The sequence below is a fragment of the Nocardiopsis oceanisediminis genome, from assembly GCF_048595525.1.
GTDB classification, from domain to species: domain Bacteria; phylum Actinomycetota; class Actinomycetes; order Streptosporangiales; family Streptosporangiaceae; genus Nocardiopsis_A; species Nocardiopsis_A oceanisediminis.
On record NZ_JAFMZJ010000001.1, the window covers coordinates 6010639 to 6025239 of the forward strand.

Annotated in this window: 12 protein-coding genes; 9 read left to right on the top strand and 3 right to left on the bottom strand. The window is 76.2% G+C overall.

All coding sequences use genetic code 11. The features are described from left to right. Positions 1 to 358: 358 nt before the first annotated feature. From J0910_RS26245 to J0910_RS26265, 5 genes are all read left to right on the top strand, one after another. Positions 359 to 1981: a sensor histidine kinase gene (locus J0910_RS26245; protein ID WP_420161206.1), complete on the top strand. Its 1623-nt coding sequence runs from the start codon at positions 359 to 361 to the stop codon at positions 1979 to 1981. Positions 1982 to 2052: 71 nt separating this feature from the next. Beyond that, a complete protein-coding gene (locus tag J0910_RS26250; protein WP_420161207.1) occupies positions 2053 to 2463 on the top strand; it encodes a roadblock/LC7 domain-containing protein in 411 nt (136 codons plus the stop codon). Then, the gene (locus J0910_RS26255) at positions 2460 to 2816 is read left to right on the top strand and encodes a DUF742 domain-containing protein (RefSeq protein ID WP_420161208.1); all 357 of its coding nucleotides are present in this window, start codon (positions 2460 to 2462) and stop codon (positions 2814 to 2816) included. Before J0910_RS26250 ends, J0910_RS26255 begins: the two co-directional genes overlap by 4 nt. Continuing rightward, positions 2797 to 3396, top strand: a complete 600-nt coding sequence (locus J0910_RS26260; protein ID WP_420161209.1) for a GTP-binding protein — start codon at positions 2797 to 2799, stop codon at positions 3394 to 3396. The genes J0910_RS26255 and J0910_RS26260 overlap by 20 nt, the downstream gene beginning before the upstream one ends. Further along, entirely contained in the window at positions 3393 to 4622 is a 1230-nt protein-coding gene (locus tag J0910_RS26265; protein ID WP_420161210.1) for a cytochrome P450, read from the top strand. Before J0910_RS26260 ends, J0910_RS26265 begins: the two co-directional genes overlap by 4 nt. 75 nt (positions 4623 to 4697) lie before the next feature. Here J0910_RS26265 and J0910_RS26270 read toward each other — a convergent pair whose 3' ends face one another. Then, positions 4698 to 5915 carry a cytochrome P450 gene (locus J0910_RS26270; RefSeq protein ID WP_420161211.1) on the bottom strand — a complete coding sequence of 406 codons (1218 nt, stop codon included), beginning with the start codon at positions 5913 to 5915 and terminating at the stop codon, positions 4698 to 4700. Positions 5916 to 6174: 259 nt separating this feature from the next. On the opposite strand from J0910_RS26270, the gene J0910_RS26275 reads away from it, so the two are divergent. The 3 genes from J0910_RS26275 to J0910_RS26285 all read left to right on the top strand — a co-directional run bounded on the left by J0910_RS26275 (position 6175) and on the right by J0910_RS26285 (position 10344). Further along, entirely contained in the window at positions 6175 to 7953 is a 1779-nt protein-coding gene (locus tag J0910_RS26275; RefSeq protein WP_420161212.1) for a gamma-glutamyltransferase family protein, read from the top strand. A 103-nt stretch (positions 7954 to 8056) separates the two neighbouring features. Next, entirely contained in the window at positions 8057 to 9796 is a 1740-nt protein-coding gene (locus tag J0910_RS26280) for a pyruvate dehydrogenase (protein ID WP_420161213.1), read from the top strand. Between the two features lie 50 nt (positions 9797 to 9846). After that, positions 9847 to 10344 carry an inorganic diphosphatase gene (locus J0910_RS26285; protein WP_420161214.1) on the top strand — a complete coding sequence of 166 codons (498 nt, stop codon included), beginning with the start codon at positions 9847 to 9849 and terminating at the stop codon, positions 10342 to 10344. A gap of 280 nt (positions 10345 to 10624) precedes the next feature. Here the strand turns inward: J0910_RS26285 and J0910_RS26290 are convergent, their stop codons facing one another. Next, complete coding sequence (locus J0910_RS26290; protein ID WP_420161215.1) at positions 10625 to 12112, bottom strand: carboxylesterase/lipase family protein; 1488 nt, start codon at positions 12110 to 12112, stop codon at positions 10625 to 10627. A gap of 183 nt (positions 12113 to 12295) precedes the next feature. Here J0910_RS26290 and J0910_RS26295 point away from each other — a divergent pair, with 183 nt between their 5' ends. Then, positions 12296 to 13192: an SCO6745 family protein gene (locus J0910_RS26295; RefSeq protein WP_420161216.1), complete on the top strand. Its 897-nt coding sequence runs from the start codon at positions 12296 to 12298 to the stop codon at positions 13190 to 13192. Between the two features lie 239 nt (positions 13193 to 13431). On the opposite strand, the gene J0910_RS26300 is transcribed toward J0910_RS26295, so the two are convergent. Then, a complete protein-coding gene (locus J0910_RS26300) occupies positions 13432 to 14601 on the bottom strand; it encodes a DUF5808 domain-containing protein (protein ID WP_420161217.1) in 1170 nt (389 codons plus the stop codon).

The window sequence follows — 14601 nt, forward strand, 5'->3', positions numbered from 1 at the left end:
ATCCCGCCCTCTTTCTTCCGGAGCGGAGGAAAGGCACGGGCACCCCGTCCCCTTTCCTCCGGAGCGGGCCGCATTCGCCCCGGAGACGTCCCGCTCGCGTTCCGAAACCCCTGCCGCACAGGAGATGACGAAACGTGAGCGGATGCCGTAAGGTGCGCACGAACGGTGACGAACGGGCCATGGAATGCCCAACCGTCACCGACCCGGTCTGCGGTCGGTCATCGACCTGCGGTTTTTCGGCGGGCCGGGGCGCACCCCGCAGCGCCCCCCGGCCGCGGAGCCAGCCTGTTCTCCTGTTTTTCCGGGGCTCCACCGCGCCTTCAACGCCTCCAAAGCCGGACGCTAGGAACGTGAATCTATGTCGGAAGCAGTGCCCGCGGCGGAACGCGGCGGACGGTGGGCCGGTCTCTGGGCGGTCCTCGCCTCGGCGGCCGCGGTGGTCGTCGCCGGCGGACTGTGGAGCTGGGCGGTGCTCGCCCTCCCCCAGGACGGCCGGGTGCCGGTGGCGGTGGCGGCCGGGCTGACCACCGCCCTGCTCGGCGCCGCCGTCTACATCGCGGTCCGGCGCACCGGCGAGGCGCTCCTCGCGGAGGACGAGGCGCACCGGGCCTGGGCCCGGCTGCACGAGGCCGCCGCCCGGCTGGACGCCGCCCGCACCGAGCTCGCCTCGCTGGCCGACGAGGTGCTTCCGGCCGCGGTGGCCCGGCTGCGCGAGGGGGCGACCGCCGACACGGTGCTCGCCGAGGCCCCCCGGCCGGCCGAGGAGGTGCACGGGCGGCTGCTCCGGCTGCTCGTCCAGGAGATCTCCCAGGGCGAGCGGCACCGCGCCGCGGCCACCGCGGCCTGCGCGAACGCGGCGGGCCGGGTGCAGGCGCTGGCCACCCTCACCCTGGCCGAGCTGCGCGAGATCGAGAACGCCTGCCCCGAGGACATGCTCGGCGACGTGATGCAGGTGGACCACAACACCGCGCAGATCGGCCGGCTCGCGGACAGCATCGCGGTGCTGACCGGGGCGCGCACCGGGCGGCGGTGGACCAAGCCGATCCGGATGGAGAGCATCCTGCGCGGCGCGATGGGCCGGATCAGCTCCTACAAACGGATCCGGGTGCACTCCGCGAGCCGCTCGGCGATCGCCGGGTACGCCGCCGAGGACGTGATGCACGCGCTCGCCGAGCTGATGGACAACGGGACGCGCTTCTCCGCCCCCTCCGAAGAGGTGCACGTCTACGTCGAGGACCTGAACAACGGCGCGGTGATCACCGTGGAGGACAGCGGCCTGGGCATGAAGCCGCAGGCGCTGGCCCGCGCCGAGCGCGCGGTGTCGCGCACCGAGCCCTTCGACCTGACCCGGCTGCCCGGCACCCGGCTGGGCCTGGCCGTGGTCGGCCGGCTGGCCCGCAAGCACCGGCTGGACGTGTACTTCCGGCCCTCCTCGCGCGGCGGGATCGGCGTGGTGCTGCGCATCCCCAACCACCTGATCGGCCCGGCCGAGGTCGACCCGCTTCCGGCGCCCACCGCCCGGCCGCTCGGCGCGGCCCCCGGCGGCACGCCCGGCGCCGCGCTCGCGGACCGGCCCGCCTCCCGGACCGCTCCGGCCTCCGCTCCCCCGCCCGCCGCGCGGCACGCGAAGCCCGCGGCGCCCCAGGCCCCGCCGAGGCCCGCCGCGCGGCAGGCCCCCGCCCCGGAGCCGGCCGCTCCCCCCGCTCCCCCCGCGCCCGCCGCGGAGCCGCCCGCGCCCGCGGTGAAGCCCGCGGTGCCGCAGGCGCCCCCGGAGCCCGCCCCGGCTCCGGAACCCGCGCCGGAGGCCGCCGAGCCGACGCCCCTGCGCCGGCCGCTGCCGAAGCGGCCGCGGGGCGGCACCCTGCGGTCCGCCCCGGCGCCGCAGCCCGCCCGGGACCCGGAGGCCGGCCGCCCCCGCCCCGGCATGGGGCAGCGCTTCAGCGCCTTCCGCCGGGGGCGGACCGACCCCTCCGGCGACTGAGCCCGCCGAATCCCCCCGCCGTACCGGACGACCAGATTGGAGCGGGGGGCCGCCCCGGCCCCCGAACCCCGATGGACACCACTGATTCGAACCTCGAATGGCTCCTCCAGGGCCTCGTGGACGACACCCCGGGCGCACGGCACGCGCTGGTGCTCTCCCGGGACGGCCTCAAGCTCTGCCACACCTCCGGCCTCGCCGTCGACCAGGCCGACCAGCTGGCCGCGATCGCCGCAGGGGTCCAGGCGCTCGCCCACGGCGCGTCGGTGGAGTTCGGCGACGGCTCCGGCGGGGTGCGCAACTCGATGACCGAGTTCCACGGCGGCATCCTGTTCATCGTGGACGCGGGCGAGGGCGCCCACCTGGCGCTGGTCGCCGCCGAGGACTCCGACGTGGGCCTGATCGGGCACAACATGGAGGGGCTGATCGAGCAGATCGGCGCCTTCCTGACCGCCGCCCCGCGCAGCTCCGCGCCGACGGCATGAGGCGGATCATCGACGGCGAGGACCCGGACCGGCTCTACACCGTCACCGGCGGGCGCAGCCGCGCCGGCGACGCCGGGCTGGACCTGGTCACTCTGCTCGTGAGCGAGTCCGACCCGGTGCCCGGCATGCAGTCCGAGCACGTGCGGATCCTGCGCATCTGCCACCGGCCGACGTCGGTGGTGGAGCTCTCCGCCGAGCTGGAGCTGCCGGTGAGCGTGGTGCGGATCCTGCTGACCGACCTGCTCGACACCGGCCGGGTCTCCGCCCGGCACCCGTCCTCGGCCGGTGCCGCGGTGCACACCCCCGACTCCGAATTCCTGAAGAAGGTGCTCGTTGGACTCGCCAAGCTCTGAGCGCACACCGCTGGCGGCCACCGCGGCGGACGGCGCCAAGATCGTCATCGTCGGCGGCTTCGGGGTGGGCAAGACGACCATGGTCCGCTCCGTCAGCGAGATCCGGCCGCTGAGCACCGAGGAGGTGATGACCCAGGCCGGCGTCGGCATCGACAGCACCGGCGGGGTGCAGGACAAGAGCACCACCACGGTCGCCTTCGACTTCGGCCGGATCAGCCTGGACGAGCGGCTGGTGCTCTACCTGTTCGGCGCGCCCGGCCAGGAGCGGTTCTGGTTCCTGTGGGACCGGCTGTTCGCCGGGACGCTCGGCGCGGTGGTGCTGGTGGACGCCCGGCGCATCGAGGACTCCTGGTACGCCATCGACCGGCTGGAGCACAACCGCGTCCCGTTCATCGTGGCGCTCAACCGGTTCGAGGCGCCCGCGCACACCCATGAGGAGGTCCGCGAGGCGCTCTCGCTCGGCCCGGACGTCCCGGTGGTCGACTGCGACGCCCGCGAGCGGGCCTCCGCCAAGGAGGTCCTGATCTCCCTCGTGGACCGCCTCTACACGCTGACCGCCGCCCGGGAGGCCGCATCGTGACCGCTGACACCCCCTACGCCGAGGACCGGGTCCCGTTCCACGGGGCCCTGTTCGAGCAGGACCCCTCCGCGCTCTACGCCGAGATGCGCAGGCTGCACGGCCCGGTGGTCCCGGTGCTGCTCGACGGCGACCTGCCGGCCTGGCTGGTCACCGGCTACCGGGAGGTGCACCAGGTCACCGGGGACGACGAGCTGTTCGCCCGGGACACCCGGCGGTGGAACCAGTGGGAGCACGTCCCCGAGGACTGGCCGCTGCTGCCCTACGTGATGCACAACCCCTCGGTGATGTTCACCGAGGGCGACGAGCACCGGCGGCGCGCGGGGGCGATCGGCGACGCGCTCTCCGCGGTCGACCAGTTCGACCTGCGGCTGCACTGCGAGCGGATCGCCGACCGGCTGGTCGACGAGTTCGCCGGCAGCGGCGAGGCCGAGCTGATGGCGCAGTTCGCCCAGCAGATCCCGCTGCTGGCGGTGGCCAAGATGTTCGGCATGTCCGAGGCGGAGACGCCGCAGCTGGTCCGGGACGTGGCGATCTCGCTGGACGTGGGCCCGGACGCGATCCCGGCCTACATGCGGGTGCAGGAGTCGATGGGCCGGCTGGTCGCCGAGAAGCACCGCAACCCCGGCTCCGACGTCCCCTCCCACCTGCTCTCCCACCCCTCCGGGCTGGCCGACGAGGAGGTGGTGCAGGACCTGCTGGTGGTCACCGCGGCGGCGCAGCAGCCCACCGCCAACTGGATCGGCAACACGGTCCGGCTGATGCTCACCGACGACCGGTTCTCGATGACGCTGACCGGCGGCCGGGGCAGCGTCGGCCAGGCGCTCAACGAGGTGCTCTGGCACGACACCCCGACGCAGAACTTCATCGGCCGGTTCGCGGTGCGCGACACCCTGCTCGCCGGGCGGCGGATCCGCGCCGGCGACATGCTGGTGCTGGGGCTGGCCGCGGCCAACGCCGACCCGCACGGCAGCCTCTCGCTCGACTCGGACCTGACCGGCAACCGGGCCCACATGTCGTTCGGGCACGGCGAGCACGGCTGCCCGTTCCCCGCCCCGGAGGTCGCCGAGATCATCGCCGGCGCCACCATCGAGGTGCTGCTGGACCGGCTGCCGGACCTGGCCCTGTCGGTGCCGGCCGAATCGCTGGTGTGGCGCCCGTCGCTGTGGATGCGGGGCCTGGAGTCGCTGCCGGTGGCGTTCACCCCGGCCTACGTCTCCGGCGCCTGACCGGCCCGGCGGGATGAGGGCGGCGGGCGCCGGAGAGCGCCCCGCCGCCCTCTTCCGCTGCACCGGGCGGGGGCCTCAGTCCGCCGGGGTGAACCGGACCGGGAGCGACTCCGGACCTCGGGTGAACACGCCCTGCTCGGCCGGGGCGGCCCCGTCGGCGATCCGCACCTCGGGCATGGCGTCCAGCAGCCGGTCCACGCCGATCTCGACCTCGGCCTTGGCCAGCAGCGCGCCCACGCAGAAGTGCCGGCCCAGCGCGAACGACAGGTGGTCGGCGGCGGCGGAGAACGCGGTGCGGGTCGGCAGGTCCTCGCGCAGGACGTCGAAGGAGTCGGGGTCGGAGAACCGGCGCGGGTCCCGGTTGGCCGCCCCGATCAGGCAGGTCAGCGTGGACCCGGCGGGCACGGTGCCGGTGCTGAGCTCGACGTCCTCGGAGGGCTGGCGCATGATCATGTGCACCGGCGGGCTGTACCGCAGCGTCTCGGCGAAGGCCTGCGGGATCAGGCTCCGGTCGGCGCGGACCGCCTCCAGCTGGTCGGGGTGCTCCAGCAGGTTCTTGAAGATGCTCGCGATGGCCTTGTCGGTGGTCTCCCCGCCGGCGGCGAGCAGCAGGCTGCAGAAGGCCTTGATGTCCTCGTCGCTCATCGCGGTGCCGTCGACCTCCGCCGTGCACAGCGCGGAGAGCAGGTCGTCGCCGGGGGCGGCGCGGCGCTCCCGGATGATCGGCAGCATGTAGGCGGCCAGTTCCTCCCGGGTGCGCAGCCCGGCCTCGGCGACCTCCGGGTCCTGGGAGAGGTTGCCCAGGAAGCCGATGATCGCGGTGTACCAGGTCTGGAACCGGGCGTGGTCGGCCTTGTCCAGCCCGAGCATGTCCACGATGACGTTGATCGGGAAGTGCCGGGCGAAGTCGTGCACCAGGTCGGCCGAGCCGGTCCGGCGGAACCCGTCGATGAGCTCGCGCGCGTTCCGCTCGATCACCGGCAGGAACTTCTCCTCCAGCTCCTTGCCGCGGAAGGCCGGGGCGACCAGGGCCCGGCGCACCGCGTGCTCGCGCCCGCTCATCTGCAGGATGGTGCGGCCGTGCACCGGCTCCAGCTGCCAGGCGTAGTTCTCCGTGGTGAAGACGGGGTCCTTGAACGCGCGGGCGACGTCTTCGTACCTGGAGACGATGTGGCTCTGGGTCGCCTCGTGCCAGAAGAGCGGGGCCTCCTCCAGCATGACCCGATAGGCGGAGTAGGGGTCCGCCGCGAATTCGGGGGAGAGGATGTCCGGGACGTTTCGGACGGTTGTCATCGAACTCCTTCAATCGCCAACGATTCGCCACGCTAACGACTGGGCCCCCACCAAGGAAGGGGCCGGACGTCCCTACCTGCGGAAGCCCTGGCATGCGGGTTCCGGGCCGTCCGATCCAGGGGTTCCAGACCGGATTCCGGTCGGCCTATCGGCCGTTCCCGGCCGCCACCGGAAGCCCGGGGACCCCGGGCGTATGTTGTGCACGGCACACGGCGGGGCGCGGCCCCGCCCTCCCCTGAGCGGAAGGACCCCCGCCCCGATGGCCGAGTTCAGCACCAGACCCGAACTGCGCGGCACCTTCGGGATGGCCGCCTCCACGCACTGGATCGCCAGCGCCGCGGGCATGGGCGTACTGGAGCGCGGCGGCAACGCGTTCGACGCCGCGGTGGCGATGGGCTTCACCCTCCAAGTGGTGGAGCCGCACCTGAACGGCCCCGGCGGCGAGGTGCCGATCATCTTCAAACCCGCGGGCGGGGAGCCGGCGGTGCTGTGCGGCCAGGGCCCGGCGCCGGCCGCCGCCTCCCCGGAGGCCTTCGCCGGGATGGACCGGATCCCCGGCAGCGGGGTGCTGCCGGCCACCGTGCCCGGCGCCTTCGACGCCTGGCTGCTGCTCGCCCGCGACCACGGCACGCTGCCGCTGCGCGAACTGCTGGAGCCGGCGGTCGGCTACGCCCGCGGCGGGTACCCGGTGCTGCCGCAGATCGCCGCCAAGGTCGCCGAGGTGCGCGGGGTCTTCACCGGGCGGTGGCCCTCCTCCGCGGCGCTCTGGCTGCCCGGCGGCCGGGTGCCGGAGGCCGGGAGCATGCACCGCAACCCGGCGCTGGCCGACACCTACCGGCGGCTGGTCGAGGAGGCCGAGGCGGCCGGCGGCGGCCGGGAGGCGGTCATCGACGCGGCGCGCCGGGCGTGGCGCGAGGGGTTCGTCGCCGAGGCGATCGCCGGGTTCTGCTCCCGCCCGGTCCCCTCCGGCACCGGTGAGCCGCACCGGGCCCTGCTCACCGCCGGCGACCTGGCCGGCTGGTCCGCCGGGTACGAGGAGACGGTGCGGGCCGACTACGCCGGGCTGACCGTGCACAAGACCGGGCCGTGGGGGCAGGGGCCGGTCTTCCTGCAGCAGCTGCGGCTGGCCGAGGCGCTGGGGACCGGGGCGGCCGGCGTGCTCTCCGCGGACTTCGCGCACCTGGTGACCGAGGCGGCCAAGCTGGCCTTCGCCGACCGGGACGCGCACTACGCCGACCCGCGCTTCGCCGACGTGCCGCTGGAGGCGCTGCTCTCCCCCGGCTACGCCGCCGAGCGCGCCGCGCTGGTCGGCGCCGAGGCCTCGCTGGAGCTGCGCCCCGGCGCCCCGGGCGGCCGCACGCCGTTCATCCCCGAGGCCGCCGAGGCCGGCACCGCGCCCGGCGCCGACCGGGCCGGCGGCGAGCCGACCGTGGACCGCACCGGGACGCAGCGCGGCGACACCTGCCACCTGGACGTGGTGGACGCCGCGGGCAACATGGTCGCGGCGACCCCCAGCGGCGGCTGGCTGGCCAGCTCGCCGGTGATCCCCGAGCTCGGCTTCCCGCTGGGCACCCGCGGGCAGATGTTCTGGCTGGACCCGCGCTCGCCGGGGGTGGTCGCCCCGGGCAAGCGGCCGCGCACCACGCTCACCCCCACCCTGGTCACCCGGGACGGGGAGGGCGTGATGGCGCTCGGCACCCCCGGCGGCGACCAGCAGGACCAGTGGTCGCTCACCTTCTTCCTCCGCCTGGTGCACGGCGGGATGGACCTGCAGCGGGCGATCGACGCGCCGATGTTCCACACCAACGCGCTGGTGGGGTCGTTCCACCCGCGCGAGATCTCCCCCGGGGAGCTGGTCGTGGAGGAGCGGATCGGTGAGCGGGCCGTCGCCGAGCTGCGCCGGCGCGGGCACCGGGTGGTCGTCTCCGACCCGTGGTCGCTGGGCCGGCTCTCCGCGGTGGCCCGCGACCCGGAGACCGGGGTGCTGCGGGCCGGCGCCAACCCGCGCGGCATGCAGGGGTACGCGGTCGGCCGCTGAGCGCTCCCCGGCCCCGGGCGGCGAGGCAAAACCGCGGGAAAACCTCGGCGGCCCCCGGCGGTCCGCCTCCCCCGGGCCGGGCCGCCGCTCCTACCGTGGCGCCATGGCGCGGGAACGGATCGCAGACCAGCTGGTGCAGGTGCTCCGCGAGGCCGGGGCGCGGCGGATCTACGGGGTGGTGGGCGACAGCCTCAACCCGGTGGTCGACGCCGTGCGGCGCAGCGGCGACCTGGAGTGGGTCTATGTCCGCAACGAGGAGGCCGGGGCGTTCGCCGCCGCGGCCGAGGCCCAGCTCACCGGGGAGCTCGCGGTCTGCGCCGGCTCCTGCGGGCCGGGCAACACCCACCTGGTGCAGGGGCTCTACGACGCACGGCGGAGCGGCGCCCCGGTCCTGGCGCTGGCCTCGCAGATCCCCTCCCGGCAGCTGGGCACCGGGTACTTCCAGGAGACCCGCCCGGAGGCGCTGTTCGCCGAGGCCGCGGACTTCACCGCGGAGATCGGGAACGCCGCCCGGATGCCGCGCCTGGCCCGGATCGCGGTGCAGCACGCGCTGGGCGGGCCCGGGGTGTCGGTGCTGGTGCTCCCGGGCGATGTGGCGGCCGCCCCGGCCGAGGAGCCGACCGGGCACGCCGTGCCGTGCGTCGGCCCGGCCACCGTCCACCCCGACCCTGCGGCCGTGCGCGACCTGGCCCGGCTGCTGAACGGGGCGGAGAAGGTCGCGCTGTTCTGCGGCGCGGGCGTGCGCGAGGCCCGGGAGCAGGTGCTGTCACTGGCCGACGCGCTGAACGCCCCGGTCGGCCACAGCCTGCGCGGCAAGGAGTGGATCCAGCACGGCAACCCGTTCGACGTGGGCATGATCGGGCTGCTCGGCTACGGGGCCTGCCACGACGCGCTGCACCAGGCCGACCTGGTGCTGATGCTCGGCTGCGACTTCCCCTACGACGAGTTCCTGCCGGGCAGGTCGACCGTGCAGGTGGACCGGGAGGCCCGCCGCCTGGGCCGGCGCACCCCGCTGGAGCTGGCGGTGCACGGCGACGTCGCCGCCACCCTGGAGGCGGTGCTGCCGCTGCTGGACCGGCCGCACCCGGAGGAGTTCCTCTTCGACATGCTGCGCCGGCACGAGCGCGCGCTGTCCCGGGTGGTGGAGGCCTACACCCACGACATCGAGCACCACCGGCCGATCCACCCGGAGTACGCGGCCCGGCTGCTGGACGAGGCCGCCCCCGGCGACGCGGTGTTCACCGTGGACACCGGGATGAACAACGTGTGGGCGGCGCGGTACCTGACGCCGAACGGGCGGCGCCGCATCATCGGCTCGTTCACCCACGGCAGCATGGCCAACGCGCTGCCGCACGCGATCGGCGCGGCGTTCGCCGGCGGCGGCCGCCGGGTGGTCTCGCTCTCCGGCGACGGCGGGCTGAGCATGCTGCTCGGCGAGCTGATCACGGTGCGCCAGAACGACCTCCCGGTGACCGCGGTGGTCTTCAACAACTCCTCGCTCGGCATGGTCAAGCTGGAGATGATGGTGGACGGGCTGCCCGCCTTCGGCACCGACCACCCGCCGGTGGACTACGCGGCGGTGGCCCGCGCGGTGGGGCTGCCCGCGGTGCGGGTGGAGGACCCGGGCGAGGTGCGCGGCGCGCTCGCCGACGCGCTCGCCGCGGACGGGCCCGCCCTGGTCGAGCTGGTCACCGACTCCAACGCGCTGTCCATCCCGGCGCGGATCAAGGCCGACCAGGTCAAGGGGTTCGCGCTGTCGGCGGGCCGGAGCGTGCTGGAGGGCGGCGTGGGCGCCATGATCGAGCTGGCCCGGTCGAACCTGCGCAACATCCCCCGGCCCTGACGGGCCCGCCCCCTTGTCCCGCCGGGGTGCGACACGGCAGCGTGGGCCCCATGAACCTCGACATGGTGGTGGAGATCCCGCAGGGCTCGCGGAACAAGTACGAGATGGACCACCGGACCGGGCGGATCCGGCTCGACCGCACCCTGTTCACCTCGACGCAGTACCCGGCCGACTACGGGTTCTTCCCCGGCACGATGGCCGAGGACGGCGACCCGCTGGACGCCATGGTCGCGCTGGAGCAGCCGTCCTTCCCCGGCTGCGTGGTCCGGGTCCGCCCGGTGGCGGTGTTCTGGATGCGCGACGAGAAGGGCCCGGACGCCAAGGTGCTGTGCATGCCGGCCGGCGACCCGCGCCTGGAGCACATCCGCGACCTGCGCGACCTGCCGGAGTTCCAGCGCCAGGAGATCAACCACTTCTTCGAGATCTACAAGCGGCTGGAGCCCGGGAAGAGCTCGGAGGTCCGCGGCTGGCAGGACCGCGCGGCGGCCCTGGAGGCCATCGAGGACGCCCGCCGCCGCGCCTCCGCCGGGGCCGCCCACCGCTCCTGACCCGCGGGGCGGCCCCGCCCCGGGGCCTTTCCCGCTGCCTCGGCCGGGCGGAGGGGCCGGCACCCGCCGCTCCCCCGCCCCGCCCCGGCCGCCGTCCCCGCGGCGCTCCCGGCGCCGGGCCCCGGAGCGCCGCCGCCGGGGGCGGCGGGGGAGAGCGCGGGGAGGACCGGCCCCCGCCGCTCTTCCGCCGGCGGCGGTCCCGGTCCGTGCCGCTTCCGGGACGGGGAGGCCGCCCGCGCCGTCCGCGGAGCGGCCCGGCGGAGAGCGGGGCGCAGGAGGATCAGAGCCGGCGGCCCTCCCAGAGGCGGCGGGTCTCCGCGCCGGGGTCCTCCACCAGGGCGGACTCCGGGGAGTCGAACCGCCAGACCGGGCGGCGCTCCTGGTTCCACGGCTCCCAGCCCGGTTCGCCGGTGCGGGCGAAGCGGAGCCAGGCCGAGCGGACCTGCCCGGCCAGCTCCTCCGGCGGGTCCTCGCCGACCAGGGCGGCGGCGGTGCCCAGGGTGCCGAAGAGGAACGGCACCTCCAGCGCGTGGCAGGCGCCCAGCCTTCCTCCGGCGACCGGGGAGCGCCAGCCGAACTCGTAGGCGAACACCCGGACGCCCACCCTGGCCCGCGCCTCCAGCACCCGGTAGGCCGGGATGCGGAAGACCGCGTCGCCGTAGAGCGCGGTCAGCGCGTCGCCGGCCCGGCCGCCGTGCTCCGCCGCGTACACCGCGGCCGCCTTGGCGTCCAGCCCGAAGCCGGCCGCGCCCTCGGCGACGTGCCGGTCGGAGGTCGCGCCGTTCCCTCCGCCGGGCACGGCCAGGACCCGGAACTCCTCGGAGGTGGTCCCGACCATGAGGTCGGCCCCGGCCCCCTCGCCCGCGCGCAGGCCGTCGATGGGGCGCCGGGTGACCAGCCCGCCGTCGACCACGGGGGCGAACGGCAGCGTCCCCGGTACGGCCAGCCGCTCGCCCCAGGCCGCCGGGTCGGCGCCGGCCCTGAACTCGGCGGTGATGGAGGACTGCGCGGCCAGCACCCGGTCCGGGTCGGCCTCGGCGAGCGCCTCGGGGGTGGGCGCGGCCGCGCCGGCCCGGCGGGCCAGCTCCGCGGCGACGGCGCGGGCGTCCTCCACCGGGTGCACGTGGTGCCCGGCCCCGGACTGGGCGACGGCCCGGCCGAACAGGCCCCGGGCGCGCGGCAGCGACAGCAGGGTGATCACGCTCATCGCCCCCGCGGACTGCCCGAAGACGGTCACCCGGTGCGGGTTGCCGCCGAACCGGGCGATGTTGTCCCGGACCCATTCCAGGGCGTGGATCTGGTCGAGCAGGCCGAGGTTGGCGGTGCCGCCGTCGAGCAGGGCGAAGCCCTCCGCGCCGAGCCGGTAGTTGGCGGTGACCACCACGGCGCCGGACCGGGCCAGGGCGGAGCCGTCGTAGAGCGGGTGCGAGCCGGACCCGGTGGCGAAGCCGCCGCCGTGCAGCCAGACCAGGACCGGGAGCCCGGCCGTGCCGGGGTCGGGCGTCCACACGTTGAGGTTGAGGCAGTCGTCGCCGGGGACCCGGTGGTCGGGGAGGAGGCGGGGGCCGGGCTCCGGCGGGGGCGCCGGGGCGGTGGGCCCGGGGCGGGTGGCGTCGCGGGCCTCGTCCCAGGGGGCGGGGTGCCGGGGCGGCCGGAAGCGGAGCGCTCCCACAGGGGGCGCGGCATAGGGCACGCCCTTGAAAGCGGCCACCTCACCCTGCAGGGAGCCGCGCACAGGCCCGGCATCGGTGTCCACCACGGGCTGCATGGCCGCTCCCTCGTCGTCCCGGATACCGGTCCTCCCCGTCCTACGGAGCCGCGGAACCGGTGTCAATAGGGCGATCGGCCCCCCGCTGACCGGCTCCGGACAAGACCGCTCGGTATGCTCCGGGGAGCGGAGCCGGGGCGGCACCCGGTTCCGGACCCCGCCCCGAGCGAACGGAGCCCCCTCATGCCGGAGAAGAGCGACGGAGCCGTCTCCGCGGAACTGGCCCGCACCGCCTGGTCCGCACTGGAACCGCTGCACGTACTGGTCTACTTCACCCCCGAGGCGGAGCCCGGTTACGCCGGGATCGGCCTGGAGACCGGAACCGGTGCGGCCTACTTCGCCTCCCGCTCGGCCCCGATGGGCGCGGTGGGGCCGGGCCCGGTCGCCGCCGCGTTCTACAACTTCAACCCGGAGCTGGTCGCCGCCGTGCTGCCGGGCGCGTGGGCCTCCGCGCCGCCGGAGAAGGTGGTGCGGGCCCGGTTCGGGATCGCCGACCGGGCGCTCTCCGCGGTGCTCGGCCCCGAGCTGCTCGGCTCCCCCGGCCTGGCGGAGGCCGCGGAGCTGGCCCGCACCGCCGCGCTCGGCGCCGCCGGGCACCGGCACGGCCGCCCGCTCTACGCCGGCCACGCCGACCTGGACTGGCCGGAGGGCGGTGCGCACCTGGTGCTGTGGCACGCCGCGACGCTGATCCGCGAGTTCCGCGGGGACGGCCACGTCGCGCTGCTGGCGCAGGCCGGGATCGACCCGGTGGAGGCCCTGGTGACGCACGTGGCGGCCGGCCCGTACAAGGCCCCCGCGCTGCGGAGGACGCGGTGGTGGAGCGAGCAGGACTGGGCCGCCGCGGTGGACCGGCTGGCCGAGCGCGGCCTGGTGGCGGCCGGCGGCGACCCGGAGGCCCCGGTCTTCACCGACGCGGGCCGGGAGCTCCGGGAGGAGCTGGAGCGGCGCACCGACGAGCTCTCGGTCCCCGCCTTCGCCGCCCTGGGCGCCGAGGGCACCGCCCGCCTGGCCGAGCTGGCCGCCCCGCTGCGCGATGCGGTGCTGGCCGCCGGGCTGCTCCCGGGAACCCGCAAGCGCTGACCGCCGGCCGGCCCTCCCGGTGCGCCGCCCCGGGAGGGCCGCCGAGAGGAGGCGCTCCTCCGGCCGGTCCCCTGTCGCGGCGTGCCCGCACCGTCGGCCCCAGGGCCCGCGCGGGCCCGCTTGCCCGGAGGCGGGAGGCGGACGGCGCGGGGCGGGCGCCCGTCCCGGCCGCCGTGCCCCGCCGCCCTCCGCGGAGCGGACTCCGGGGGCCGGGGCCCGCGCGGGGCGCTCCGGTCCGCTCACCACTCCCATTTCCAGCCGTAGAAGTCGGCGCCGCCGGGGAGGGAGAGCATCCCCGCGGCCGCCGCGGCGGCCGCCCCGGCCAGCAGGAGGAGCAGGCCGGCTCCGGTGCAGAGCACCACCGGGTTGCCCAGGTTGAGCGTCCAGCCGACGCCCATGGCGCGCTCTGGGACCAGCACCGCCGGGTCGTCCCGGTTGGCGTAGACCAGACCGCCCAGCCGCCAGAACCGGTCGTCGTCGCGCTGCACCAGGCCGGTCTCGGCCTCCGGGGTCCCGGCGCGCAGCCGGCGCCCGCCCTGGCCGAGCAGCATCGGAACGGCCGAGCAGAGCGCCACCGCGGCCAGGCCGGGGGCCAGGGCCAGCACGGCCAGCGGGCCGTCGGTCATCCGCCCGGTCCAGGTCAGCGCGGCCACCCCGGCCAGGCAGAGCACCGTGCCGAAGACCGCGCCGGCCACGCACCGGCCGGCGATCACCAGGAACCGCCGGTACCGCTCGGCGTCCCGCTTCGGGGAGGCCGCGTCGATGTCCGGCCGGGAGCGCAGCGCGGCCGCGAACGCGGCGGGGACCAGGACCGCCGCGGCGATCTGGCCGAGCACCGCGGCGAACGCGCTGAACGGGGTGGTCTCCACGGTGCGCACCAGCCGCTCGCCGTCCCGGTACTCCACCGCGACGGCCAGCTCGGCCGGGAGGTCCGGGTAGAGCAGCAGCCCGGCGGCGAGGGTCGCCGCGATCAGCGCCCAGGAGGGGAGCAGCAGCGCCCACGGCGGCCGGACCGGGTCGGTGCGCAGTCCGGTGTCGGCGGCGACGGCCTGGGCCAGTCCGCGGTACCAGTCGCCCTCCCGCTTCGCCGCGGCCACCGCGCGGTGGCCGCGTATCCGGAGCGCGAGGTGGCCGGCGACCCCGGTGACGGCGACCGCGCCCATCGCGGCGGTCGGGCCGGCGATCGGGAGGAGCCCCGCGCCCAGCACGACCAGCACCGCTCCGAGCAGCAGCGTCGCGGTCCGGTAGCCGCGCAGGGCGGCCAGTACCGCCGGGTCGCCGACCCGGTCCGGCGGGATGCGCACCCCGAACGGCAGGGTCGCGCGCCCCATCCCGGGCGCGGCGAGCATCAGCGCGGCGGCCGCGACCGCCACCGCGGCGAGCAGCGGCGTCCAAGGCCAGCTCACCAT